Source organism: Caballeronia sp. 11_S32 (assembly GCF_056930355.1).
In genome coordinates this window covers 2,566,246-2,590,081 of the sequence record NZ_JBXOWH010000003.1, presented here as the reverse complement: position 1 = coordinate 2,590,081, position 23,836 = coordinate 2,566,246, and the positions used below count along the sequence as shown (strand labels likewise).

Sequence of the window (23,836 nt, the reverse complement as noted above, 5' to 3'; positions counted from 1 at the left end):
CTTCAACCTATGAGCAACTTCTCGCTGCGCAAGTTCATCGCGGCCGCGGCGCTCGCCGTGTGCCTGCCGTTCGTATCGCAAACTGCGTCAGCGGCGCCCACGGTGAACCTGCCGGACTTCACGACGCTCGTCGACAAGGTGGGGCCTTCGGTCGTGAACATTCGCACGACTTCGCGGGTCGGTTCCAGTAACGATCTGCGCGGCTTGCCGCCCGGTCTCGATGAAGGCGACATGTCGGAGTTCTTCCGCCGCTTCTTCGGCATTCCGATGCCCGGCCAGCCGGGTTCGCCTCGTGGCGGCGGCGGAGGCGGTGGAGGCGGAGGCAGCGGCGGCGACCAGGGCAAGGGCGGCAGCCGCAGCATGCCGCCGGACGACAACCAGGACAATTCGGAGCAGAGCAGCGGCGTCGGCTCGGGCTTCATCCTGTCGACCGACGGCTACGTGATGACCAATGCGCACGTCGTGGACGATGCGGACACCATCTACGTGACGCTCACGGACAAGCGCGAATTCAAGGCGCGTCTCGTCGGCGTCGACGAGCGCACGGACGTGGCCGTGGTGAAGATCAGCGCGTCGAATTTGCCGGCCATTACCATCGGCGATTCGAACAAGGTGCGCGTCGGCGAATGGGTGCTTGCGATCGGCTCGCCGTTCGGCCTCGACAACACCGTGACCGCGGGCATCGTCAGCGCGAAAGGCCGCGACACGGGCGATTACCTGCCGTTCATCCAGACCGATGTCGCCGTGAATCCGGGCAACTCGGGCGGTCCGCTCATCAACATGGCGGGCGAGGTCATCGGCATCAATTCGCAGATCTACAGCCGCACCGGCGGCTTCATGGGCATCTCGTTCGCCATTCCGATCGATGAAGCCATGCGCGTGGCCGATCAGCTGAAGACATCGGGCAAGGTGGTGCGCGGGCGCATCGCGGTGGCGATCGGCGAGGTGACGAAGGATGTCGCCGATTCGCTCGGTTTGCCGAAGGCGCAGGGCGCGCTCGTCTCGAGCGTCGAATCGGGCGGGCCGGCCGACAAGGCGGGCGTGCAGCCGGGCGACATCATCCTGAAATTCAACGGCCAGAACGTCGAGACCGCGACCGATCTGCCGCGCATGGTCGGCGAGACCAAGCCGGGCACGAAGACCACGCTCACGGTCTGGCGCAAGGGCCAGACGCGCGATCTGCCGGTCACCATTGCCGAGATGCAGCCGGACAAGGTCGCGAAGACCGAGCAGAAGAAGGCTCCGCAGCCGAAGGAGCGCGCGAGCAATTCGCTCGGGCTCGCCGTGAGCGACATTCCGGCGGATCAGAAAAAGGCGCTCAAGCTGTCGAGCGGCGTTCAGGTCGATGCCGTCGAAGGACCGGCGGCGCGCGCGGGCTTCCAGAAGGGCGACATCATCATGCGCATCGGCGATACGGATATCACGAGCGCGAAGCAGTTCCAGGAACTTGCGCAAGGCCTGGACGCGAGCAAGATGGTCGCGGTTCTCGTTCGACGCGGCGACAACACGCAGTTCGTGCCGCTGCGTCCGCGCGTGCCGACGCAAAAGTAAGCGGCATGACTCGGGCTTCGGGCGCGCCTTTTGTCCTGTACGGGCGCGCCTGGTGTCATCTCTGCGAGGACATGCGCGCCGAACTGGAGCCCATCGCGGCGCGTCACGGCCTGGGCATCGAATGGATCGACATCGATGAAGATCCGGTCCTCGAGGCGCGCTATGACGAGCGCGTGCCGGTGCTCACGCTCGATGGCATCGAGCTGTGTCAGTACCGTCTCGACGTCCGCGCCGTGCACGCAGCGCTCGATGCACGCGGCCCATGACCCGGACGAAGGCGAAATCCGACGGGGCACCCCCGTTTTCGGCTAAAATACAGAAGTTTTCCCCAAATTTTCAAGGCGTGCTCCGCGTTGGTGAGGGCGCGCCTTTTTCGCTTGATCGGCACTGAATGAATCATATTCGTAACTTTTCGATCATTGCGCACATCGACCACGGCAAGTCCACGCTCGCTGATCGCATCATCCAGTTGTGCGGCGGCCTGTCCGACCGCGAGATGGAAGCGCAGGTGCTCGATTCGATGGACCTCGAGCGCGAGCGCGGCATCACGATCAAGGCGCAGACCGCGGCGCTGACCTACAAGGCGCGCGACGGCCAGGTCTACAACCTGAACCTGATCGACACCCCCGGACACGTCGACTTCTCCTACGAAGTCAGCCGTTCGCTTTCCGCTTGCGAGGGCGCGCTGCTCGTCGTCGATGCATCGCAGGGCGTCGAGGCGCAGACGGTCGCGAACTGCTACACGGCCATCGAGCTCGGCGTCGAAGTCGTGCCGGTGCTGAACAAGATCGACTTGCCCGCCGCGAACCCCGAGAACGCGATCGCGGAAATCGAGGACGTGATCGGCATCGACGCGACCGACGCCACGCATTGCAGCGCGAAGACCGGTCTGGGCGTCGAGGACGTGCTCGAATCGCTGATCGCGAAGGTGCCGCCGCCCAAGGGCGATCCGGACGCGCCGCTGCAGGCGCTCATCATCGATTCCTGGTTCGACAACTACGTCGGCGTCGTGATGCTGGTGCGCATCGTCAACGGCACGCTGAAGCCGAAGGACAAGATCAAGATGATGGCGACCGGCGCGCAATACCCGGTCGAGCATGTCGGCGTGTTCGCGCCGAAGTCGACGAACCTCGCGCAGTTGTCGGCGGGGCAGGTGGGCTTCGTGATCGCGGGCATCAAGGAACTGACGGCCGCGAAAGTGGGCGATACCGTCACCGTCGCGAATCGTTCGGCCACCGAGCCGCTGCCGGGCTTCAAGGAAGTGAAGCCGCAGGTGTTCGCGGGTCTCTATCCGGTCGAGGCGAACCAGTACGACGCGCTGCGCGAATCGCTGGAAAAGCTGAAGCTGAACGACGCCTCGCTGCAATTCGAGCCGGAAGTGTCGCAGGCGCTCGGCTTCGGTTTCCGCTGCGGCTTCCTCGGCCTGCTGCACATGGAAATTGTGCAGGAGCGTCTCGAGCGCGAGTTCGACATGGACCTCATCACCACCGCGCCGACGGTGATCTACCAGGTCGAGCAGCGCGATGGCACGACCATCATGGTCGAGAATCCGGCGAAGATGCCGGAGCCGTCGAAGATCGAGGAAGTGCGTGAGCCGATCGTCACCGTGAACCTGTACATGCCGCAGGAATATGTCGGCTCGGTCATCACGTTGTGTACGGCCAAACGCGGCTCGCAGATCAACATGCAGTACCACGGCCGTCAGGTGCAGCTCACGTACGAAATCCCGATGGCGGAAATCGTGCTCGACTTCTTCGACCGTCTGAAGTCCACGTCGCGCGGCTATGCGTCGATGGACTACGAGTTCAAGGAATATCGCGCTGCGGATGTCGTGAAGGTCGACATGCTCATCAACGGCGACAAGGTCGACGCGCTGTCGGTCATCGTGCACCGTTCGCAGAGCCAGCATCGCGGCCGCGAGGTGGCGTCGAAGATGCGCGAGCTGATTCCGCGTCAGATGTACGACGTGGCGATTCAGGCGACCATCGGCTCGAACATCATCGCGCGCGAGAACATCAAGGCGCTGCGCAAGAACGTGCTCGCGAAGTGCTACGGCGGCGACATCTCGCGCAAGAAGAAGCTGCTCGAAAAGCAGAAGGCCGGCAAGAAGCGCATGAAGCAGGTCGGCTCGGTCGAAATCCCGCAAGAGGCTTTCCTGGCGATCCTGCGCGTCGACGAATGATCTGGTCGCCGCCAGGCAAACAACGATAACAACCGGAAGCGATTGATGAATTTCGCATTGATTCTTTTGATTCTCGTCGTATTGACGGGTATTGCATGGGTGCTCGACAAGCTGGTGTTTCTGCCGCAACGGCGCCGCGCCGCGGAGGCTGCGGTCGCCGAGTTCGACCGGCAGCAGGAACGCGTCGGCGAGCGTTTCGCCGATGAAAACGCCTCGCAGACGCGCGCCCGCCTGCGCGACGACAAGCTGCGCCAGCCGTGGTGGCTCGAATACACGGCGAGCTTCTTTCCGGTGATTCTCGCGGTCTTCGTGGTGCGCTCGTTCATCATCGAGCCGTTCAAGATTCCGTCTGGCTCGATGGTCCCGACGTTGCTGGTCGGCGACTTCATCCTCGTGAACAAGTACGAGTATGGCTTGCGCATGCCGATCACCAACACGAAGCTGACGAACGGCAGCCCGCTGAAGCGCGGCGACGTCGTGGTGTTCCGCTATCCGAAGGACGAATCGGTGGACTACATCAAGCGTGTGATCGGCCTGCCGGGCGACACCATCGCGTATGAAGACAAGAAGCTCACGATCAACGGCAAACCGGTGCCGGAAACGCCGGTGCCGGACTATTTCGACGATGAGCGCATCGGTTACGCGAAGCAGTTCACCGAAGATCTCGACGGCCGCAAGAACAACATTCTCAATAATCCGCAGGTGCCGCCGTTCGTTGTGGGCGCGGATGATTTTCCGTTCCGCGACAACTGCAACTACAACGCGCAAGGCGTGACGTGCAAGGTGCCGCCGGGCAACTACTTCATGATGGGCGACAACCGCGACAACAGCGCGGACAGCCGCTACTGGGGCTTCGTGCCGGACAAGAACGTTGTCGGGCGCGCGTTCTTCATCTGGATGAACTTCAGTAATCTGAAGCGCATCGGCTCGTTCCAGTGATCTCTCTGACGCCGGCTTCCATGGCCGGCGTTCTCGCATAATCAAAATATCCTTCGAAACGGCGTGAAGAAGTTCGGCTAACGCTGTCTCATCACGCGGTTTCCGGTGTAGGCGGGCGGAATCGTCCGCCTGTCGCCCGCGTTATACTCTGCACATGCCATCTTCTCCGTTGGAAAGCCGGCTGCGGTACGAATTTCGCAATGCGGAATTGCTGCGCCAGGCGATGACCCACCGCAGTCACAGCGCCACGCACAATGAACGGCTCGAATTTCTCGGCGATTCCGTTCTAAATTGCGTGGTGGCGGCGCTTTTGTTCCAACGATTCGGCAAACTCGACGAAGGCGACCTGTCGCGCGTGCGCGCCAATCTGGTCAAACAGCAGTCGCTTTACGAGATCGCGCAGGCGCTCAATGTGTCCGAAGACCTGCGGCTCGGAGAGGGCGAACAGCGCAGCGGCGGCTTTCGCCGCCCGTCGATTCTCGCCGACACGCTCGAAGCCATCTTCGGCGCGATCTTCCTAGATAGCGGTTTCGACGCCGCGTACACCGTCATCAAGCGGCTCTACACGCCGGTGCTGGATCACATCGATCCGCGCACCATCGGCAAGGATGCCAAGACGCTGCTCCAGGAATATCTGCAAGGCCACAAGATCGCGCTGCCAACGTATACCGTCATCGCGACGCACGGTGCTGCGCACAATCAGCAATTCGAAGTCGAATGCACGGTACCGAAGCTCGACGTGAAAGTGTCGGGCTCCGGCGCGAGCCGCCGCGCCGCCGAACAGGCCGCGGCGAAGAAGGCGCTCGACGAGGTGATGACCGCCGCGCCGACGCTCGGCGTGAAGCCGAAGCGCAAGGGCGCGCGCGCGGCGAAACTGGCCGAGCCGGAAGTCGTGCCCGGCGTGACCGGCATTCAGGCCGCGCTCGATCTGCGTTCGCCCGACCGTCGCGAGCGTCATCACGGCGCGCACGGGGCGCAAGCGGGCGTCCAGGAACGCCAGCCCGCGGCCCCGCTCGCGGTAATTCGCGCGACGCATGTCGAGCCGTCGGCGGGCGCGTATGCCGCCGCCGACAAGCCTGAACGCGCCGTGATCCACAGGCCGGAAAAAGCGGCGAAGAGCGAATCGGCGCAGACGTCCGAGCGTAGCGCGAATGCGGACAAGCCCGCGTCTTCCGACGATCGCGACGACACCGCCGAACCGCGCAACGGCACGGGCCCGGACGCGCCCGCGGGCCGCGTCGCGCGCGCCGCCGACGCCGGCCACTGACGCGTGCCGTCGCGTCCATCGCGTCCATTGCGTCCATTAAGCACCCGCGCCCCAACGATTTCATGCCGCACACATCTATGAACGCTCCTACTTCTTCCGGTTTCCGCTGCGGCATGGTCGCGATCGTTGGCCGCCCGAACGTCGGCAAATCGACGCTGATGAACGCGCTCGTCGGCCAGAAGGTGAGCATCACGTCGCGCAAGGCACAGACGACGCGCCACCGCATCACCGGCATCAACACCTTCGACGATGCGCAGTACATCTTCGTCGATACGCCCGGATTCCAGACGCGCCACAGCGGCGCGCTCAACCGCTCGCTGAACCGCGCGGTGACGTCGACGCTGACTTCCGTCGATGCGATTCTCTTCGTGATCGAAGCCGGCCGCTTCGGCCCCGACGACCAGAAAGTGCTCGACCTGATTCCCGCCGGCACGCCGACGCTCTTGATCGCCAACAAGCTCGATCGCGTCGGCGACAAGGATTCGCTTTTCCCCTTCATGCAGCAGATGTCCGCGCTGCGCGACTTCCGCGAGATCGTGCCGCTGTCGGCCAAACACCCGGACGACATCAAGCGGCTCTTGTCCGTCGTGAAGCCGTACCTGCCGGAAGGCGAGCCGATCTACGGCGAGGACGACCTGACCGACCGCAGCGAGCGCTTTCTCGCGGCCGAGATCCTGCGCGAGAAGGTGTTCCGCTGGACCGGCGACGAACTGCCGTACACGAGCACGGTGCTTATCGACAAGTTCGAGACAGAAGGGCGCCTGCGCCGCGTCTTCGCGACGATTCTCGTCGACCGCGACATGCACAAGGCTATGATCATCGGCCAGAAGGGCGCGAAGCTGAAGCAGATCAGCACGGAGGCGCGGCTCGACATGGAGAAGCTTTTCGACGGTCCCGTGTATCTCGAAACCTTCGTCAAGGTGAAGAGCGGCTGGGCCGACAACGAAGCGGGCCTGCGCGCATACGGCTACGAATGAGGCATGGACGACGCCCCGAACGACGCCCGGATGATTGCGTCCGCCGATGATCGTCCCGACGACGATTTCGACGCGGACGAGCGCCCGGCTGCGCGCGTCGTTCCGAAGCGCACCCGGGCGTCTTCATCTTCGTCCGTCGCCGGGAGCAGCGAAAAGAGACCGCGCGCCGCGCCGCGTTCCGACTTCCGTATCGCCGAGCAGCCGGGCTTCGTGCTGCACAGCTATCCGTATCGCGAGACGAGTCTCATCATCGACGTGTTCTCGCGTGACCATGGCCGCGTGGCACTCGTCGCAAAAGGGGCGAAGCGTCCCCATTCCGCGCTGCGCGGCGTGTTGCAGACGTTTCAGCCGCTCGGGCTGTCGTGGTCCGGCAAGGGCGAAGTCCGCACGCTGACGACCGCCGAATGGGTCGGCGGCATGCTGCCTCTGGCCGGCGATGCCTTGCTCTGCGGCTTCTATGTCAACGAACTGCTCGTGAAGTTCTGCGCGCGCGAGGACGCGCATCCGGCGCTCTTCAACCACTACGTGCTCACGCTCTCGCGCCTCGCGCACGACGAGCCCGCCGTGCAGGTGTTGCGTTCGTTCGAGCGCGTGCTCCTGCGCGAAACCGGCTACGCGATGAACCTGATGCGCACCGTCACGCGTCAGCCGGTCGTCCCCGAAGGCCGCTATGTGTTCGATCCCGACCGCGGCGTGCGCGAAGCCTCCGACGACCTCCCGGCGCAATGGCCGGTGATCTCGGGGCAGACGCTCATCGACATGGAGCGCGACGACTACACGAACCCGCAGACCGCCGCGCAGAGCAAGACGCTGATGCGTTTCCTGCTGAACCATTACCTGGGCGGCACGCCGCTCGCTACCCGTCAGATATTGATCGACCTGCAAAAACTATGAGCTTCTTTCTCTCATCGCCTGCGAGCGTGATCGATCTGGGCGTGAACATCGATCACGTCGCCACGTTGCGCAATGCGCGCGGCACGTCCTATCCCGATCCGATCCGCGCGGCGCTCGCCGCCGAGGATGCGGGCGCCGATGCCATCACGCTCCATCTGCGCGAGGATCGCCGCCATATCGTCGATGCCGACGTGCGCACGCTGCGTCCGCTTCTCAAGACGCGCATGAACCTCGAATGCGCGGTGACGCGCGAAATGCTCGATATCGCGTGCGAGATCAAGCCGCACGATGTCTGCCTCGTGCCGGAGAAACGTCAGGAGGTGACGACCGAAGGCGGTCTCGATGTCGCGGGCCGGTTCGAAGAGGTGAAGGCCGCGTGCAGGCAACTCGCGGATGCCGGCGCGCGCGTGTCGTTGTTCATCGATCCGGACGAGACGCAGATTCGCGCCGCGAAAGAGGCGGGCGCGCCCGTCATCGAACTGCACACGGGCCGCTATGCCGAAGCGCACGAGGAAGCCGAACAGCGGCGCGAGTTCGAACGCGTCGCGGCGAGCGTCGATTTCGGCAACTCGCTCGGCCTCAAGGTCAACGCGGGCCACGGCCTGCATTACACGAACGTGCAGGCGATCGCCGCGCTGCCGGGCATCGTCGAGCTGAATATCGGGCACGCGATCGTCGCGCATTCGATCTTCGCCGGCTGGGACAACGCCGTGCGCGAGATGAAGGCGATCATGGTCGCGTCGCGCCTCGCGGCAATCCACGCACGCTGAGCGCTCAAGTCATGGCGATTTATGGAATCGGCACGGATGTCGTGCAGGTGAGCCGCGTCGCGGCGGTAATGAGGCGCACCAAAGGGCGCTTCGCCGAGAAGGTGCTCGGGCCCGACGAACTGCGCATTTATCACGCACGGAACGCGCGTTCCGAAGTGCGCGGGCTCGCGTTTCTCGCGACGCGCTTTTCGGCGAAGGAAGCGTTCTCGAAGGCGATCGGCCTCGGCATGCGCTGGCCGATGACCTGGCGCGCGCTGCAAACGCTCAACGAACCGAGCGGCAAACCGATGATCGCGGCATCCGGCGAACTCGCGCAATGGCTGGAGCAGCGCGGTATCACCGCGAAGGTCACGGTGAGCGACGAGCGCGACTATGCGGTGTCGTTCGTGATCGCGGAAGTCGCCGATCCGGTCTGAGTTCAATCCAACCAACACAAAAAGCCAATTGAATCCGATGAAACGCACTCCCGGCCCGGTCATGTTCGACGTCGCGGGCACGACGCTGAACGATGCGGATATCGAACGCATCACGCACCCGATGACCGGCGGCATCATTCTCTTCGCGCGGCATTTCAAGGACCGCGCGCAGCTCGTCGCGCTGACGGATGCGATCCGCGCGGTGCGCGATGACATCCTGATCGCCGTCGATCACGAAGGCGGCCGCGTGCAGCGCTTCCGCACCGACGGCTTTACCGTGCTGCCCGCGCCGGGCAAGCTCGGCGAGCTGTGGGACCGCGACGTGCTCGCCGCGACCAAGACTGCGACCGCGTTCGGCTATGTGCTAGCAGCCGAATTGCGCGCGTGCGGCATCGACATGAGCTTCACGCCGGTGCTCGATCTGAACTACGGGCAGTCGAAGGTGATAGGCGATCGCGCGCTGCACAGCGATCCGCGCGTCGTGACGATGCTCGCGAAGAGCCTGAATCACGGCCTCGCGCTTGCCGGCATGGCGAACTGCGGCAAGCACTTCCCGGGTCACGGTTTCGCCGAAGCCGATTCGCACGTCGCATTGCCGACCGACGATCGCCCGCTCGACGAAATCCTCGCCGCCGATGTGCGTCCGTATGACTGGCTCGGCATGTCGCTGGCGTCGGTGATTCCGGCGCACGTCATCTATACGCAGGTCGACGACAAGCCCGCGGGCTTCTCGCGCATCTGGCTTCAGGACATTCTGCGCGGCAAGCTCGGCTTCAACGGCGCGATCTTCAGCGACGATCTCTCGATGGAAGCCGCGCGCGCGGGCGGCACGCTCACCGAGGCGGCGACAGCCGCGCTCACGGCGGGCTGCGACATGGTGCTGATCTGCAATCAGCCGGACGAGGCGGGCAAGGTGCTGGAACAACTGCGCTACACGGCGCCGAAGGCGTCGGCGCAGCGTCTCAAGCAGATGCGTCCGCGCGGCAAGGCGCTGCGCTGGAGCAAGCTGCAGGCGCACGCGGACTATCAGGCGGCGCGCGCGCTGGTCAAAGAGATGCTCGGCTGAATCCGATTCCTCAAAGCAAAACGCCACGGCTCGAAAATCCGTGGCGTTTTTTTTCGACAAGCCGAAATCAGGACGATTCGAGCTTCATCCGTTGCAGCTTGTTATAGAGCGTCTTCGGGCTGATGCCGAGCAGCGTCGCCGCGCGATGCCGCGTGCCGCCGACGGCTTCGAGCGTCGCGCGAATCAACATGTCCTCGACGTCCGCGAGCGCGGTGCCGACCGTCACCTGCACGCTGCTGCCGTTCAGGCCGCGTCCGCCGAGGCCGCCCGGCTCATCGACGCGCAAGGTCTCGATGGTCTCGCCCGACGCGTGATACGCCCGCCGCACGCGCTCGCGCATCTCGCGCACGTTGCCCGGCCATTCATTGCCGAAGCACTCGCGGATGAACGCCGGGCTGATGCGCTTCGGCGACCCGCTCGTGATCCCGGCGATGTGATTCTCGCGGTTGAGTTCATCGACGAGCGTTTCGGCGATCAGCGCGATGTCGTCGTCGCGATCGCGCAGCGGCGGCAGCATGATCGACGATGCCGAGAGTCGCTGGAACAGATCTTCGCGCATCGCGCCGCTCGCGACGGCTTCGCGGATCGGCGTGCGCGACGCGGCGATCAGACGAAAGTCCGTCATGATGCGGTTGCTGCCGCCGACGCGCATGAAGGTCTGCGAATCGAGCGCGCGCAAGAGCGCTTCCTGCTGCGCGGGAGGCAAGGAATCGATCTGGTCGAGAAAGAGCGTGCCGCCGCCCGCCTGTTCGAGCAGGCCTGGCTCGCGGTTCTCCGCGCCCGCGAACGCGTTGCGCTCGTGGCCGAAGAGAATGCTTTCCATCGTGCGCTGCGAGCCGTCGCCGGCATTGCGGTGCGCGGCGCAGTCGAACGTGACGAACGGGCCCTTGCGGCGGCGGCTCAGCTGATGAATCGTGCGCGCCGCCATCTTCTTTCCCGTGCCCGGATCGCCGCAGATCAGCACGGCGGCTTCGGTCGGCGCGGTGTGCTCGATCAGATCGTAGACGTGCTGCATCGCCGCGCTGCGCCCGATCATGTCGCCGAAGTGGCCGAGCTCGCGCAGCGTCGAGCGCAGCGCCTGGACTTCTTCGGTGAGTTCGTAAGGCCGCGGAATACGCGCGAGCAGGCTGCGCAGACGCGGAATGTTCACCGGCTTGAGCAGATAGTCCCAGATGCCGTGCCGCAAGCCTTCGATCGCGCTCTCGACCGTTGCGTTGCCGGTCATCACGATAACGGGCAGCGCGCCGTCGGGCGGTTGCGAGGGCAGGCTCGGCAACAGATCGAGGCCGCTGCCGTCCGGCAGGTTCAGGTCGATCAGCACGACGTCGGGGATGAAGCGGGTCAGCGCGGAGCGCGCTTCGGCGAGCGTCGTCGCGGTGTCGACGGAGAAGCCGTCTGCCGTGAGGATTGCGGACAGGCCGGAGAGGCTATTGGGATCGTCTTCGACAATCAGTGCGTGTGGCATGGCGGACCAACGTATCAAAGTGACTGTAATGCGCCGTTGCCGTTTGCGGCTCGGGCGTGTCGTGGGCGGGACACGGCGCCTCGTTCCGGCGTCCGGCGCGTGTCCCGCTGCGCTTGTTGTCCTGCATTACTCGTTCGCCATCTTCGCGGCGAGCGCGTCATTGCGGCCTGAGGTGCAGATCGTTGTTGACGGATTGCACCCCCGGCACGCCACGCGTCACGGCGAGCGCTTTCTGAATCTGTACCTCCGAATTCACATATCCCGACAACTGCACGACGCCGCGATAGGTCGCGACGCTCATCGGCAAGACCTTCAGTTCCGGATCCGCGACGAGCGCGGCCTTCACGCGGGCGGCGAGCGCGGCGTCGTCGTTTGCGACCTCACTGCCCGGATTCGCCGATGGCGGCGTGGACTTGCAGCCGGCGGTGAAAGCGAAGGCGGGCAACGCGAGCGCGGCGATGATCAGAAACCGGCTACCGGTGAAAGGCATCTTGTGCATGTCGGTTCTGAAAACTTGATCAGGATGATCGAGCAGAAATCGTGCCACGCAGTTAATTTTTCCGATGCAAGCGATACGCGCGGGCCGGGCGCGGATTCCTTCTTCAATCGGGGTCGGCGGTTAGCGGGGTGCGACCGGTAAAGTTTGCCTGAATTTGTCAAAAAATTCATGCAAAAGAAAAAGCGCCCGCGATGGGGCGCTTTTTCTGAAGCGGGCGGAAGGTGCGTTACACCCGGCCGCCCGGCTTACGATGCAGTTGCGTGGAGCTTACGCGCGGCTGCGGTATTCGTTCGTGCGGGTGTCGATTTCGATCTTGTCGCCGATGTTGCAGAAGAGCGGCACTTGCAGTTCGAAACCCGTGTTCAGCTTGGCGGTCTTAAGCACCTTGCCCGACGACGTGTCGCCCTTCACCGCGGGTTCTGTGTAGACGATCTCGCGAACCAGCGTGGTCGGCAGTTCGACCGAGATGGCCTTTTCGTTGTAAAACACGACCTCGCACGCCATGCCGTCTTCGAGGTAGTTGAGCGCGTCACCCATCATTTCGGCTTCGACTTCGTACTGGTTGTAGTCGGCGTCCATGAAGACGTACATCGGGTCCGCGAAGTACGAGTACGTCACTTCCTTGCGGTCGAGCACGACGACGTCGAACTTGTCGTCCGCCTTGTACACGGTTTCCATGCCGGCGTTCGTCAGCAGGTTCTTGAACTTCATCTTCACGACCGCGGCGTTGCGGCCCGATTTGTTGTACTCGGCGCGCTGCACGACCATGGCATCGTTGCCGATCATGACGACGTTGCCGACGCGGAGTTCTTGTGCGGTCTTCATAAAACTAAGTCCTGTACGAATGGATTTTGGCTTGAATGCCTGGAAATGAATCGATCGGACGGCGGCGCTGCCTCGGTCTTCTGGCGGCCCGCCGTGCGAGAGTGCCTGCTAACGAGGGATCTGCCGGAGCTTGCCTTTGGTGCGCCTTCTTTTTTGCTCTCAGGCCCGCCTTCAGGCTGACCCCAGGCTGACCCGAGTGGCGCAATATTGATGCTGCGGCCCGTCTCCTCGGATAACCGCTTATTTTAACTGAGTTTTTGCCTGTTTGGCCAGTCGGATGACTCGGGCGAAAGCGGCGCGGACGCAATAATCATCCGACGATGCGCGAGGCGGCGTGCGCGACGAGATTGCCCGCCAGATCGCCGATGCCCGCCAGTTCGTCGGCCCAGCGCGCCGCGCGCGTCTCCAGCGCCTGTCGATGGCCCCAGAAGTCCACCCAGTCCGGCACGCCCGCGCCGTTCCACGCGTGCCAGAAGCGCGTGACCGCGTCGCGCGCTGGCGGATCGAGCGCGCGGGTGTAATGCGTGAGCGCGGCATCGAGCTTGGGCACATGGGCGTCGTCGGCTTGCGGGTAGATGTGCCAGACGAACGGCTTTTTCGCCCATTGCGCGCGCACGAAGGAATCCTCGCCGCGCACGAAGTTAATGTCGGCGGCCCAGAGCAATTCGTCGAAACGCGGCTGCTCGACGAAGCCGAGCGCGTGCGCTTCCAGTGCGCCGGCGCGCGCCGTCATGCCCGCAGCGAACTTCGGCAGGCCGAAAAAGCGCGCGAGCGCGCCCGAGATGCGGCCTTCGGGCACGAGCAGGACGATGGGCGCGTCGCCGTCGCGCCATTGGGCGAGCAGTGAGTCGACGGCCGGGTTTTCATAGGCGAACAGCGACACGACCGTCCGCCCGGCGCCGGGCCGCTCGATACCCGCGCGCTCGCGCCACCACGCCGCCGCATCGAAGCGCTCGCGGCGGGCGTCGAGATCACGCTCCTTCAGCACGCCGCCGGTGCCTTTGCCGAGCCCCGGAAAGAAGAAGCTCTTGTCGAGCGGATAACGCGGGTGCGGAGACGGCCGCATGTGGAAATCGGCGACCCAGTCCTCGCCGCTCAGATACTCCAGGTTGATCCAGACCGGCTTCGGCTCGCGGCGCGCCATCGCGGCGATATACGCATGCGGCAGCTCGCACGCGAACGCTTCGATCACGACATCGGCGATCGCGAGCGTGTCGCCCGCGTGCGTGGGCTCGCGCCAGTGCTCGATCGCGATGCCCATGGCTTCCTGGCGCGCGAGCGTGGCGTCGACTTCGGGGCAGAGCGCGTGAAACGCCTTCAGATCGTCGACGAAGAGCCGCACCCGCCAGCCGTGCTCGTCGCGCAGCTGCCGCGCGAGGCGCCAGCACACGCCGATGTCGCCGAAGTTGTCGACCACCGCGCAGAAGATATCGCAGGCGAGTTCCGGTGCGGCTGGATGCGTAGTCATGAGGACGAAGGCGCGCGGCGTAATGTTCTAAACTGGCGATTCTAAGACACATACCGCCGGCGACGCGCCGCGCCGCATGCTTGCCTGCGCGCACCGTCCCCGCATCCTCGCGACCTTCGCTGCATGACAGATTCCGCCGCTCACGAACCCGTTTCCCAACCGGATTTCGACCCGAAAAAGACGCTCGCGCAATTGCCGCATCTGCCCGGCGTGTACCGCTACTACGACGGCGACGGCAACGTGCTCTACGTCGGCAAGGCGCGCAATCTGAAGAAGCGCGTGTCGAGCTACTTCACGAAGACGCTGCATTCGCCGCGCATCGCGATGATGGTCACGCGCATCCGCAAGATCGAGACGACCGTCACGCGCTCGGAAGCCGAAGCGCTGCTGCTCGAAAACAACCTCATCAAGGCGCTCGCGCCGCGCTACAACATCCTGTTTCGCGACGACAAGTCGTATCCGTTTCTCAAGCTCACCGGCCACAAGTTTCCGCGCATGGCGTACTACCGCGGCGCGGTGGACAAGAAGAACCAGTACTTCGGCCCGTTCCCGAGCGCGTGGGCCGTGCGCGAGAGCATCCAGATCCTGCAGCGCGTCTTCCAGTTGCGCACCTGCGAGGACTCGGTGTTCAGCAATCGCACCCGGCCGTGCCTGCTGCATCAGATCGGACGCTGCACCGCGCCGTGCACGGGCCTCATCAACGAAGAGGATTACGCGCGCGATGTGTCGAATGCGTCGCGCTTCCTGCTCGGGCGTCAGGGCGAGGTGATGAAGGAACTCGAGCAGAAGATGCACGCGTTCGCCGCCGATCTGAAATTCGAGCAGGCCGCGGCGGTGCGCAACCAGATGAGCTCGCTCGCGACCGTGCTGCATCAGCAGGCGATCGAAGTGGGCAGCGAAAGCGATGTCGACATCCTCGCGGTCGTCGCGCTCGGCGGCAAGGTGTGCGTGAATCTGGCGATGGTGCGCGGCGGCCGGCATCTGGGCGACAAGGCGTATTTCCCGGCGCACGTCGAAAGCGCGATGGCGCTCGGCGATGAAGACGATCTGCCCGATGTCGCCGATCTCGCCGACGTCGCGGAACCGGAGCCGGACGCGCCCGCCGCCGACGTTCCGGCCGAACCGGTCGTCGAAACCGCCGCGCCGGATTCCGAAGCCGAACCCGCGCCTCGCGAAGGCGCGCTCGAATCCGAAGTGCTCGAAGCGTTCATGGCGCAGCATTACATCGGCAATCGCGTGCCGCCGGTGCTGGTCGTGAGTCACGCGCCGGCGAGCCGCGAGCTCATCGATCTGCTGATCGAGCAGGCCGGCCACAAGGTGGCGCTGCTGCGCCAGCCGCAGGGACAAAAGCGCGCGTGGCTCTCGATGGCCGAAAACAATGCGAAGCTCGCGCTCGCGCGTCTTCTGTCGGAGCAGGGCTCGCAGCAGGCGCGCACACGCTCGCTCGCGGACACGCTTTCCATGGAGATGGACGATCTCGCGCAACTGCGCATCGAGTGCTTCGATATCAGTCACACGATGGGCGAGGCGACGCAGGCATCGTGCGTCGTGTATCACCATCACAAGATGCAGTCGGGCGAATACCGGCGCTACAACATCACCGGCATCACGCCCGGCGACGACTACGCCGCGATGCGCCAGGTGCTCACGCGCCGCTACGAGAAGATGGTCGCGCAGGCCGCGGCGAACGCGAACGACGAAGCCACGACCCTGCAACCCGACGATGCCGCCGATCCCAACGTCACGCCCGATGCCGCCGAACCGGTGGCCGCGGGCGGCACGCTGCCGAACATCGTGCTGATCGACGGCGGCAAGGGCCAGGTCGAGATCGCGCGGCAGGTGTTCTCCGAGCTCGGGCTGGATCATGGCATGCTGGTCGGCGTCGCGAAGGGAGAAGGGCGCAAGGTCGGGCTCGAAACGCTGGTGTTCGCCGATGGCCGGTCCGCGCTCGAGCTCGGCAAGGAAAGCGCGGCGCTGATGCTCGTCGCGCAGATCCGCGACGAGGCGCACCGCTTCGCGATCACCGGCATGCGCGCGAAGCGGGCGAAGGCGCGGCAGACTTCACGGCTGGAAGAGCTGGAGGGCGTCGGTGCGAAACGCCGGCAGCGGCTGCTCTCGCGCTTCGGCGGATTGCGCGGCGTGCAGGCGGCGAGCGTCGAGGATCTGGCGAGCGTCGAGGGCATTTCGCTTGCGCTCGCGCAGCAGATCTATCGTCAGTTGCATTGAAGCGCCGGAGGTCCGCCGCAAGCCGCGCGGCGCGTGGCGCCGCCTTGTGAGCGCGGGGTCGACGCGGCACAATGGCGGCTTCCTTACATGTCCCTCAACCGCTTTCGCCCATGCCGTTCAATCTACCGATCTTCCTGACGTGGCTGCGAATCGTGCTGATTCCACTCGTCGTGGGCGTGTTCTATTTGCCGGACATGATGATGAGCCCCGAGCATCGCAACCTGCTCGGCATGGTCATCTTCGTGCTTGCGGCACTCACCGATTGGTTCGACGGTTTTCTCGCGCGCAAGCTCAATCAGACGTCCGCGTTCGGCGCATTCCTCGATCCGGTCGCCGACAAGCTGATGGTCACCGCCGCGCTGCTCGTGCTCGTGCAGCTCGGGCGGCTCAACGCGGTGATCGCGCTGATCATCGTCGGGCGCGAGATCACGATTTCGGCGCTGCGCGAGTGGATGGCGCAGATCGGCGCATCGAAGAGCGTCGCGGTGAATCAGCTCGGCAAGTTCAAGACGGTATGCCAGATGGTCGCCATTCCAATGCTGCTGTTCTACGGGCCGCTCAAAATCGCCGGCACGCAATGGGTGATCGACACGCGCGTGTGGGGCCTGTGGCTCATCGATGTCGCCGCGTTTCTCACCGTCTGGTCGATGCTCTACTACATGAAGCTGGCTTGGCCGCAAATCCGCGAGCGCGGCGGCATGTTGTGAAGCGGCCGAAGCACGCGAAAAACGGGCATTGCGAAAAATTGCGTCGAACCCAAAAATTCCTCTCACAAAACAGTTGACAGTCCTCTTTAGCTTCTACATAATCTCGTTTCTCTGATGCACGACGCGACGCAGCAAAGCGAAGCAGCAGAGACACAGTAGAAAAACAGTAGTCAATACGCAGTAGCAAATGCGGGAGTAGCTCAGTTGGTAGAGCGCAACCTTGCCAAGGTTGAGGTCGCGAGTTCGAGACTCGTCTCCCGCTCCAGATTTTAAGTTTTCGGTGTTATCGGCGTTGAATTGGCTAAACGCAACGAAGCATTGGAAACGGCAGTAATAGCGTTGCAGGATTTTGCGGGAGTAGCTCAGTTGGTAGAGCGCAACCTTGCCAAGGTTGAGGTCGCGAGTTCGAGACTCGTCTCCCGCTCCAGTCAAAGGGGAAGCCAAGCTTCCCTTTTTGTTTGGTGAATTAGCCGGCGCACTGACCGGCAGGCATCAAAACCGCTTACGGCGCGGTAGCAAAGCGGTTATGCAGCGGCCTGCAAAGCCGTTTAGACCGGTTCGACTCCGGTCCGCGCCTCCACTCGAAAAGCCCTGATCCGTCAGGGCTTTTTCTTTTTCGGAACGCCGGTGCTCACCCGATTCGGCGTACCTTCGCAGCACGGCATAATTCCCGTACTTCAGGCACACCGACTCCCATGACCGATTCACTCTCCCGACTCGAATGGCGCTGGAAGCGCTTCGACGACCTGACGACCGTCGAGGTCTACGACATGCTCGCCGCGCGCAGTGCGGTGTTCGTCGTCGAGCAGAACTGTGTGTATGGCGACATCGACGGACTCGATATCGATGCGTGGCACCTGTTCGCTTACGGCGAAGGCGAGAAGCGCCCCGCGCTCGCGGGCTACTTGCGCGTGCTGCTGCCGGGTCATCCGGACGCGGACGAGAAGGACGTGCGTATCGGCCGCGTGCTGACGACCGCGAAGTTTCGCGGCCTGAAGCTCGGCAACGCGATGCTCGAACGCGCGATCGGGCATATCCTGAACCAGTGGCCCGACCAACCGGTCAGCCTGCACGCGCAAGCGCATCTGCAGCGCTTTTACGGCGCGTTCGGCTTCGCGCCGTCATCGGGCGTGCATGACGAGGACGGCATCCCTCACGTCTGGATGCGCCGTCCCGGCTTCGAGTCATGACACCGTGGCCTTCGGGCCGCTGACCGGCGCGCCCGCGCCGCGTCGTCCTCCTTCCGTGCGCAGGCGCGCCCGCGCCAACAGCCGCAGCCAGTGACGCAGCGCGATCAGCGCGCCGGTCACGCTCATCATCGATCCGGGAATCCACAGAAGGCCGCCTATTTGCTGGTCGCGCATCGGCGTGATCCAGGTGAGTGCGCGGCGGCAGATCGACCAAGGTGTCGCGCCCACGCGGGCATCGCGTGCCGGGTGCAAAAGGCGAGGAACGAAGCGTGCATCCGGAATCGCGTTGCAGGATGATTCAGTAGGATCGATGCCGCGAAAGACGCCCCTTCGGCGGCTCGGCCGGCGCATCATCAGCTTATCGGACTATTTTTGAGACGATTTGACGCGCGGATCAAGCGCGCCGAAAGCACATCGGACGAAGTTGTAAGCTAAGACCTTTCTTAATCGAAAGCCATCGCGCGGTAAGATGCGCACACTTCGCGCATGCATTGCGGCTTTCGAACCGGCGCACGCCACATCACAGGCAAACCACAGGCCAAAGATCGATGCAAATTCTTCCCGATTCCCTGTCTCTTGCCGAGACCGCGTTCTTCTTCGATTTCGACGGCACGCTCGTCGAGCTCGCGTCCACGCCCGACGGCATCTTCGTGCCGCGTTCCGTTCCCGACATCCTCGCGGCGCTCCGGCGCGCGACCAACGGCGCGGTAGCGGTCGTGTCGGGGCGCGGGATCGACAACATCGACTCGTTTCTGCAGATGGCCGATTTGCCCGTCGCGGGCATGCACGGCGCTGAGCGGCGCGACTCCAACGGCGACGTGCAGCGCATCGGCTTCAACGACGAGCGCCTGCTGCGCATGGAGCATGCGCTCGAAAAGGTGGTCAGCGCGAACCCGGGCATGCTGCTCGAAATCAAGGGCGCGGCGCTCGCGCTGCACTATCGCAACGCGCCGGACCGTGAGTTCGCGGCGCGCGCGGCCACCGAAAAGCTCGTTGCGGAATACGCCGACGCCTACGTGCTGCAGCCCGGCAAGATGGTCTACGAGATCAAGCCGAAGGATGTCGACAAGGGACGTGCGGTGCGCGCGTACATGGCCGAGCCGCCGTTCACGGGCCGAAAACCCGTCTTCATCGGCGACGATCTCACCGACGAGAAAGGCTTCGCGGTGGTCAACGAGTTCGACGGGCTGTCCGTGAAAATCGGCACCGGCGACACGGTGGCGCGGGCGCGCATCGAATCGGTCGAACTGCTGCTCGACTGGCTGCAGGTGATAGCGGGCACGGCGGGGAAGCACGCGTGAGCCGGCTGATCATCGTTTCGAACCGCGTCGCGCCGATTTCGGAAGGCGGTCCCGCGGCGGGCGGCCTTGCCGTCGGCGTCTACGACGCGCTGAAGGAAACCGGCGGCATGTGGTTCGGCTGGAGCGGCGACGTGCTCTCGTCGGCGCCCGACGGCATCAAGCTGGAAGAGCACGGCCCGGTGACGTTCGCGACCATCGGGCTCGTGCGGCGCGACTACGACCAGTATTACCGCGGCTTCTCCAACGCCACGCTCTGGCCCGCGTTTCACTATCGGCCGGACCTGATCGAGTTCGATCGCAACGAGTACGACGGCTACTGCCGCGTGAACCGCTGGCTCGCCGAGCAGCTCGCGCCGCTGCTCAAGCCCGACGACGTAATCTGGGTGCACGACTATCACCTGATTCCGTTCGCGCAGGCGCTGCGTGCGTTGGGCGTCGGGAACCGCATTGGCTTCTTTCTGCATATTCCGTTTCCGGCGTCGCAGATTCTCTTGAGCGTGCCGCGCCATCGCGAGCTGGTGGAGGCGCTGTGCGCGTTCGATCTGCTCGGTTTTCAGACGGAGCCCGATCTGCGCGCGTTCTGCGATTACATCGAAACGGAGGCGGGCGGCACATTGACGCGCGACGGCGCGAAGCCGGTGGAGGTTCGCGCGTTCGGCCAGACGCTGCGCGCGGCGGCGTATCCGATCGGCGTCTATCCCGATGAAATCGCCGCACTCGCGAAGGACGGCGAAAGCGGGCGCGACGTCGGAGTCGTCAAGGCGACGCTGCATCATCGCAAGCTTGTGATGAGCGTCGACCGGCTGGATTATTCGAAGGGTCTCGTCGAGCGTTTTCGCGCGTTCGAGCGGTTGATCGAGCACGATTCGCATCAGCGCAACAACGTGTCCTTCCTGCAGATCGCGCCGCCCACGCGTTCCGATGTCGATGCTTATCGCGACATCCGCTTGCAGCTCGAAGCGGAATCGGGCCGCATCAACGGCCGCTATGCCGAGCTCGACTGGACGCCGATCCGCTATATCCATCGTCAATACGAGCGGCCGGTGCTCGCGGCGCTGTTTCGCGAAGCGCACGTGGGTCTCGTCACGCCGTTGCGCGACGGCATGAACCTCGTCGCGAAGGAGTACGTGTCCGCGCAGGATCCGGACGATCCCGGCGTCCTCGTGCTGTCGCAGTTCGCGGGCGCGGCGCGCGAACTGACGGCGGCGCTGATCGTCAATCCGCTCGATATCGACGGCATGGCCGATGCGCTCGCCACCGCGCTCAAGATGCCGCTCGACGAGCGGAAGGCGCGCTACGACGAGATGATGCAGCAGCTTCGCGAGAACAACGTCTCCGTCTGGCGCGACAACTTCCTGCGCGATCTGAAAGCGCGCGCGTAGACGCAAAAAAAGCCGCGCTCCTCTCGGATACGCGGCTTTATTTTGCTTGCCGAAGCGCTATGCGGGCTGCTGGTGCGGCGTCGCGACGATCGACGGCACCTTGCCGTGCTGCTTCGAGAGCAGCTCGCGATACAGCCCAGGACGCTCGCGCAATTCCTGCGGCGAGCCGTCGTCGATGACCTTGCCCGCGCTCATCACGATGATGCGGTCGAAGTTCTGCAGCGTCGACAGACGGTGCGCGATCGCGATCACGGTGCGGCCTACCATCAGCCGGTCGAGCGCCTGCTGGATCGCTTCTTCCGATGCGCTGTCGAGCGCGGACGTCGCTTCGTCGAGCAGGAGAATGGGCGCGTTCTTCAGGATCGCGCGCGCGATCGCGATGCGCTGGCGCTGGCCGCCCGACAGCTTCACCCCGCGGTCGCCGACGATCGTGTCGAAACCTTCCGGCATCGCCTCGATGAAGTCCGTGCAGCGCGCCTCGCGCGCGGCGGCGAGCACTTCCTCGCGGCTCGCCTCCGGACGCCCGTAAGCGATGTTCTCGAACACGGTGCGGTGGAACAGCGAAATATCCTGCGGCACGAGCGCGATGGCATGACGCAGACTGTCCTGCGTGATCGCGCCGATATCCTGGCCGTCGATCTTGATGCTGCCTTTTTGCGTTTCGTAGAAACGCTGCAGGAGCGCGAGCACGGTCGACTTGCCCGCGCCCGACTTGCCGATCAGCCCGACGCGCTGGCCCGGCTCGATATGCAGATGGAAGTTGTCGAGAATCGGGCGGCGGCGCGGGTACGCGAACGTGACGCTGTCGAAATCGACGCGCCCGCCTTGCGGCACGAGCTCGGTCGCATCCGAGCGGTCCGGCATGCCGTGGGGTTCCAGCAGCGTCTGCACGGCTTCGGCGAGACGCGCGACGTGCTGCGTCACATCGACGAGCGCGACAGCCAGATCGCGCGTTCCGTGCAGGATCGTGAAGCCGAGCGAGCTGACGAGCACGATGTCGCCCGAGGTCGCGCGGCCTTGCGACCACAGCCACAGCGCCCAGCCGAGCAGGCCCGCCGAGAGAATCGCCGTCACGACCGCGTGAAAGAGGCGCAGCTTTTCGAGGTACAGCAGGCTTTGCTGACGCGCGACCATTTCGGCCTTCACGGTCGAGCCGAAGCGTTTCTGCTCGCGGAAGGTCATGCCGAACGCACGCACGAGCGCCATGTTGCCAATCACGTCGACGAGCTCGCCATCCACCGACGCCGCCTTCGACGCGAAGCTGTGATGCCGCGCCGAGCCGCGCTTCGCGAGCCGGTAGAGGATCAGCGCGAGGATCAGCGACGCGGCCATCAGACCGGCGGCCATTAGCGGATTGACCGAAATGATCATCACGATCGCGCCCAGCACCGCAATGCACGGCGGCAGGACGTTCCACGCCATCACGTTTTCGGAGGTGTAGATCGCGTTCGAGGTCGCGGTGATGCGGCTCGCGAGCATGCCCGGCTGCTTCTCGGAGAAGTAGGTCGGAGAGTGGCCGGACAGGTACGAGAAGAGATCCTTGCGCAAGTCGCCCGTGACGATCACGAACACGTGCGCGCCGACCCATCCGCCGACCCGCCACAGCAGGTTATCGGCGGCGATCAGCCCGACGAGGATCATGAACGCGCCCCAAAGCGGCCCCGGATGGCCGCGGCCTTGTCCGAGCACGTCGATCAGATGCTTGATCGCGTATTGCGAGGCGAGAGCGCAGCCGACCGCTGCGAACACGCTGAAGAGCACGATGGCATGCGCGACGGGATGCCGGCGGATGTAACGCATCAGGAACGCGAGCGGTCGATGCGCGTAGCTCGAGAGCTTCGCGTTGTGCGCGTTACGCTGGGAGACGGTGAGTTGGTCCAATGGTCTTGTGTGGTCGTAGAGCGGTTGAGCGTATGTTGCGCCTTCGGGCAATGCCATGCGCGGGGCCGTCTGCGGCAACCGGCATGCGATGCGTCGCCCGATCCGGCGCGACTGACGTCAAGCGAGGCGACGCTGCGCCGTCTCCATCACTGAATTGTAGCCAGTATCGCGGAGAGGCAACGCGTCTTCGGGCATTCGATGCTCGGCGCGTGCGGCCATCCGAACATCGCCCGCGGCAAAAATCGGGCTGTCGCCAGCGCCTTCGTGGCTGCCGGCTGTGCGGCTTACGGCATGGGCGCGCATTGTAAGCACAATGCGCGACTTTTTGCGATGAAACGCTTGCAGGGCAGAGCGCTCTCGATGGCCGCGCCATCCGCGCCAAGGTTGAGAAAAGCACGTGCCGCGCCAGACTTCGAATTCGATTGCCGCGAGACGGCGAGCGCTGCTGTTTCGCTGCCTTCACGTGCGTGGCGCGGCCCGAGCATCGCCAAAGCCCGTGCTCAAATGTAGAACAACCTTAATAAACAGGGGTTTGCAAAATGTATCCCCCTTGTAACAAGGTAAATAAGTTGAAATGACTGCCAGCGGCCGTCTGTAAAAGCTCCATAATTCGGTCCGGGTTTGCCCTTAGGTCAATGACAGGTTTTTGCAAGTTCCCGTCAACCGTCGGAGCCGACGCGCGTTAATTGCTGGCGCGCGGGCTTTTTTGAGACATGGAACCGCAATTGCTCTAATCAGACGCCTGCGCGACGAACCGGTGATCAGCGACCACGCTTTTTCACTCGAGCTTCAGCCCTTACGCCGCGGTAGACGCGCCGCGGAAAGCTTCG

General features: G+C 64.2%; 20 protein-coding genes, 3 tRNA genes and 1 pseudogene. 18 read left to right on the top strand and 6 right to left on the bottom strand.

Annotated elements, in window-relative coordinates:
- The first annotated feature begins 9 nt into the window (after positions 1-9).
- The 10 genes from AC1Z32_RS23770 (at position 10) to nagZ (ending at position 10,062) form a co-directional block, all read left to right on the top strand.
- The gene (locus AC1Z32_RS23770; protein WP_483481101.1) at positions 10-1,551 is read left to right on the top strand and encodes a DegQ family serine endoprotease; all 1,542 of its coding nucleotides are present in this window, start codon (positions 10-12) and stop codon (positions 1,549-1,551) included.
- Positions 1,552-1,556: 5 nt separating this feature from the next.
- Entirely contained in the window at positions 1,557-1,817 is a 261-nt protein-coding gene (locus tag AC1Z32_RS23765) for a glutaredoxin family protein (protein ID WP_483481099.1), read from the top strand.
- A 125-nt stretch (positions 1,818-1,942) separates the two neighbouring features.
- A complete protein-coding gene (gene lepA, locus AC1Z32_RS23760; RefSeq protein WP_483481097.1) occupies positions 1,943-3,733 on the top strand; it encodes a translation elongation factor 4 in 1,791 nt (596 codons plus the stop codon).
- 45 nt (positions 3,734-3,778) lie between these two features.
- Complete coding sequence (lepB, locus tag AC1Z32_RS23755) at positions 3,779-4,672, top strand: signal peptidase I (protein WP_483481095.1); 894 nt, start codon at positions 3,779-3,781, stop codon at positions 4,670-4,672.
- Between the two features lie 154 nt (positions 4,673-4,826).
- Positions 4,827-5,939, top strand: coding sequence for a ribonuclease III (gene rnc / locus AC1Z32_RS23750; RefSeq protein ID WP_483481093.1), 1,113 nt, complete (start codon positions 4,827-4,829; stop codon positions 5,937-5,939).
- Positions 5,940-6,016: 77 nt separating this feature from the next.
- The gene (era, locus tag AC1Z32_RS23745; RefSeq protein WP_483481091.1) at positions 6,017-6,916 is read left to right on the top strand and encodes a GTPase Era; all 900 of its coding nucleotides are present in this window, start codon (positions 6,017-6,019) and stop codon (positions 6,914-6,916) included.
- 3 nt (positions 6,917-6,919) lie between these two features.
- A complete protein-coding gene (gene recO / locus AC1Z32_RS23740) occupies positions 6,920-7,810 on the top strand; it encodes a DNA repair protein RecO (protein ID WP_483481089.1) in 891 nt (296 codons plus the stop codon).
- Positions 7,807-8,580, top strand: a complete 774-nt coding sequence (pdxJ, locus tag AC1Z32_RS23735; protein WP_483481087.1) for a pyridoxine 5'-phosphate synthase — start codon at positions 7,807-7,809, stop codon at positions 8,578-8,580. The genes recO and pdxJ overlap by 4 nt, the downstream gene beginning before the upstream one ends.
- Before the next feature lie 11 nt (positions 8,581-8,591).
- A complete protein-coding gene (gene acpS / locus AC1Z32_RS23730; RefSeq protein ID WP_062606010.1) occupies positions 8,592-8,996 on the top strand; it encodes a holo-ACP synthase in 405 nt (134 codons plus the stop codon).
- A 37-nt stretch (positions 8,997-9,033) separates the two neighbouring features.
- Positions 9,034-10,062 carry a beta-N-acetylhexosaminidase gene (nagZ, locus tag AC1Z32_RS23725; protein ID WP_483481085.1) on the top strand — a complete coding sequence of 343 codons (1,029 nt, stop codon included), beginning with the start codon at positions 9,034-9,036 and terminating at the stop codon, positions 10,060-10,062.
- A gap of 67 nt (positions 10,063-10,129) precedes the next feature.
- Here the strand turns inward: nagZ and AC1Z32_RS23720 are convergent, their stop codons facing one another.
- The 4 genes from AC1Z32_RS23720 to earP all read right to left on the bottom strand — a co-directional run bounded on the left by AC1Z32_RS23720 (position 10,130) and on the right by earP (position 14,319).
- The gene (locus AC1Z32_RS23720; RefSeq protein WP_483481083.1) at positions 10,130-11,527 is read right to left on the bottom strand and encodes a sigma-54-dependent transcriptional regulator; all 1,398 of its coding nucleotides are present in this window, start codon (positions 11,525-11,527) and stop codon (positions 10,130-10,132) included.
- A gap of 157 nt (positions 11,528-11,684) precedes the next feature.
- Positions 11,685-12,026: a BON domain-containing protein gene (locus tag AC1Z32_RS23715; protein WP_483481081.1), complete on the bottom strand. Its 342-nt coding sequence runs from the start codon at positions 12,024-12,026 to the stop codon at positions 11,685-11,687.
- 267 nt (positions 12,027-12,293) lie between these two features.
- Positions 12,294-12,851, bottom strand: coding sequence for an elongation factor P (efp, locus tag AC1Z32_RS23710; RefSeq protein WP_062606000.1), 558 nt, complete (start codon positions 12,849-12,851; stop codon positions 12,294-12,296).
- 310 nt (positions 12,852-13,161) lie between these two features.
- On the bottom strand, positions 13,162-14,319 hold the full coding sequence (gene earP / locus AC1Z32_RS23705) for an elongation factor P maturation arginine rhamnosyltransferase EarP (RefSeq protein WP_483481079.1): 1,158 nt from the start codon (positions 14,317-14,319) through the stop codon (positions 13,162-13,164).
- 123 nt (positions 14,320-14,442) lie between these two features.
- On the opposite strand from earP, the gene uvrC reads away from it, so the two are divergent.
- The 6 genes from uvrC to AC1Z32_RS23675 all read left to right on the top strand — a co-directional run bounded on the left by uvrC (position 14,443) and on the right by AC1Z32_RS23675 (position 18,442).
- Positions 14,443-16,545, top strand: a complete 2,103-nt coding sequence (uvrC, locus tag AC1Z32_RS23700; RefSeq protein ID WP_483481077.1) for an excinuclease ABC subunit UvrC — start codon at positions 14,443-14,445, stop codon at positions 16,543-16,545.
- A 110-nt stretch (positions 16,546-16,655) separates the two neighbouring features.
- Positions 16,656-17,252 carry a CDP-diacylglycerol--glycerol-3-phosphate 3-phosphatidyltransferase gene (gene pgsA / locus AC1Z32_RS23695; RefSeq protein WP_483481075.1) on the top strand — a complete coding sequence of 199 codons (597 nt, stop codon included), beginning with the start codon at positions 16,656-16,658 and terminating at the stop codon, positions 17,250-17,252.
- 189 nt (positions 17,253-17,441) lie between these two features.
- Positions 17,442-17,517, top strand: a tRNA-Gly gene (locus tag AC1Z32_RS23690).
- 86 nt (positions 17,518-17,603) lie between these two features.
- Positions 17,604-17,679, top strand: a tRNA-Gly gene (locus AC1Z32_RS23685).
- Positions 17,680-17,758: 79 nt separating this feature from the next.
- Positions 17,759-17,832 (top strand) — tRNA-Cys (locus tag AC1Z32_RS23680).
- A gap of 115 nt (positions 17,833-17,947) precedes the next feature.
- The gene (locus AC1Z32_RS23675) at positions 17,948-18,442 is read left to right on the top strand and encodes a GNAT family N-acetyltransferase (RefSeq protein WP_483481073.1); all 495 of its coding nucleotides are present in this window, start codon (positions 17,948-17,950) and stop codon (positions 18,440-18,442) included.
- Here AC1Z32_RS23675 and AC1Z32_RS23670 read toward each other — a convergent pair.
- Positions 18,437-18,709: pseudogene (locus AC1Z32_RS23670) on the bottom strand (cytochrome c oxidase assembly protein); the annotation flags it as partial. The gene AC1Z32_RS23675 and the pseudogene AC1Z32_RS23670 overlap by 6 nt on opposite strands.
- 281 nt (positions 18,710-18,990) lie before the next feature.
- Between AC1Z32_RS23670 and otsB the strand changes: the two are divergent.
- Together otsB and otsA are read left to right on the top strand one after the other, a co-directional pair.
- A complete protein-coding gene (otsB, locus tag AC1Z32_RS23665; RefSeq protein WP_483481071.1) occupies positions 18,991-19,743 on the top strand; it encodes a trehalose-phosphatase in 753 nt (250 codons plus the stop codon).
- Positions 19,740-21,125, top strand: coding sequence for an alpha,alpha-trehalose-phosphate synthase (UDP-forming) (otsA, locus tag AC1Z32_RS23660; RefSeq protein ID WP_483481069.1), 1,386 nt, complete (start codon positions 19,740-19,742; stop codon positions 21,123-21,125). The genes otsB and otsA overlap by 4 nt, the downstream gene beginning before the upstream one ends.
- Before the next feature lie 57 nt (positions 21,126-21,182).
- Here otsA and AC1Z32_RS23655 read toward each other — a convergent pair whose 3' ends face one another.
- The gene (locus AC1Z32_RS23655) at positions 21,183-23,063 is read right to left on the bottom strand and encodes an ABC transporter ATP-binding protein (protein ID WP_483481067.1); all 1,881 of its coding nucleotides are present in this window, start codon (positions 23,061-23,063) and stop codon (positions 21,183-21,185) included.
- Positions 23,064-23,836 lie beyond the last annotated feature (773 nt).

Excerpts from the sequence above, each read along its gene's own strand:
- AC1Z32_RS23770 (WP_483481101.1), top strand. The coding sequence starts at position 10 with ATGAGCAACTTCTCGCTGCGCAAGTTCATCGCGGCCGCGGCGCTCGCC.
- AC1Z32_RS23765 (WP_483481099.1), top strand. The coding sequence starts at position 1,557 with ATGACTCGGGCTTCGGGCGCGCCTTTTGTCCTGTACGGGCGCGCCTGG.
- lepA (WP_483481097.1), top strand. The coding sequence starts at position 1,943 with ATGAATCATATTCGTAACTTTTCGATCATTGCGCACATCGACCACGGC.
- lepB (WP_483481095.1), top strand. The coding sequence starts at position 3,779 with ATGAATTTCGCATTGATTCTTTTGATTCTCGTCGTATTGACGGGTATT.
- rnc (WP_483481093.1), top strand. The coding sequence starts at position 4,827 with ATGCCATCTTCTCCGTTGGAAAGCCGGCTGCGGTACGAATTTCGCAAT.
- era (WP_483481091.1), top strand. The coding sequence starts at position 6,017 with ATGAACGCTCCTACTTCTTCCGGTTTCCGCTGCGGCATGGTCGCGATC.
- recO (WP_483481089.1), top strand. The coding sequence starts at position 6,920 with ATGGACGACGCCCCGAACGACGCCCGGATGATTGCGTCCGCCGATGAT.
- pdxJ (WP_483481087.1), top strand. The coding sequence starts at position 7,807 with ATGAGCTTCTTTCTCTCATCGCCTGCGAGCGTGATCGATCTGGGCGTG.
- acpS (WP_062606010.1), top strand. The coding sequence starts at position 8,592 with ATGGCGATTTATGGAATCGGCACGGATGTCGTGCAGGTGAGCCGCGTC.
- nagZ (WP_483481085.1), top strand. The coding sequence starts at position 9,034 with ATGAAACGCACTCCCGGCCCGGTCATGTTCGACGTCGCGGGCACGACG.
- AC1Z32_RS23720 (WP_483481083.1), bottom strand. The coding sequence starts at position 11,527 with ATGCCACACGCACTGATTGTCGAAGACGATCCCAATAGCCTCTCCGGC.
- AC1Z32_RS23715 (WP_483481081.1), bottom strand. The coding sequence starts at position 12,026 with ATGCACAAGATGCCTTTCACCGGTAGCCGGTTTCTGATCATCGCCGCG.
- efp (WP_062606000.1), bottom strand. The coding sequence starts at position 12,851 with ATGAAGACCGCACAAGAACTCCGCGTCGGCAACGTCGTCATGATCGGC.
- earP (WP_483481079.1), bottom strand. The coding sequence starts at position 14,319 with ATGACTACGCATCCAGCCGCACCGGAACTCGCCTGCGATATCTTCTGC.
- uvrC (WP_483481077.1), top strand. The coding sequence starts at position 14,443 with ATGACAGATTCCGCCGCTCACGAACCCGTTTCCCAACCGGATTTCGAC.
- pgsA (WP_483481075.1), top strand. The coding sequence starts at position 16,656 with ATGCCGTTCAATCTACCGATCTTCCTGACGTGGCTGCGAATCGTGCTG.
- AC1Z32_RS23675 (WP_483481073.1), top strand. The coding sequence starts at position 17,948 with ATGACCGATTCACTCTCCCGACTCGAATGGCGCTGGAAGCGCTTCGAC.
- otsB (WP_483481071.1), top strand. The coding sequence starts at position 18,991 with ATGCAAATTCTTCCCGATTCCCTGTCTCTTGCCGAGACCGCGTTCTTC.
- AC1Z32_RS23655 (WP_483481067.1), bottom strand. The coding sequence starts at position 23,063 with ATGGCATTGCCCGAAGGCGCAACATACGCTCAACCGCTCTACGACCAC.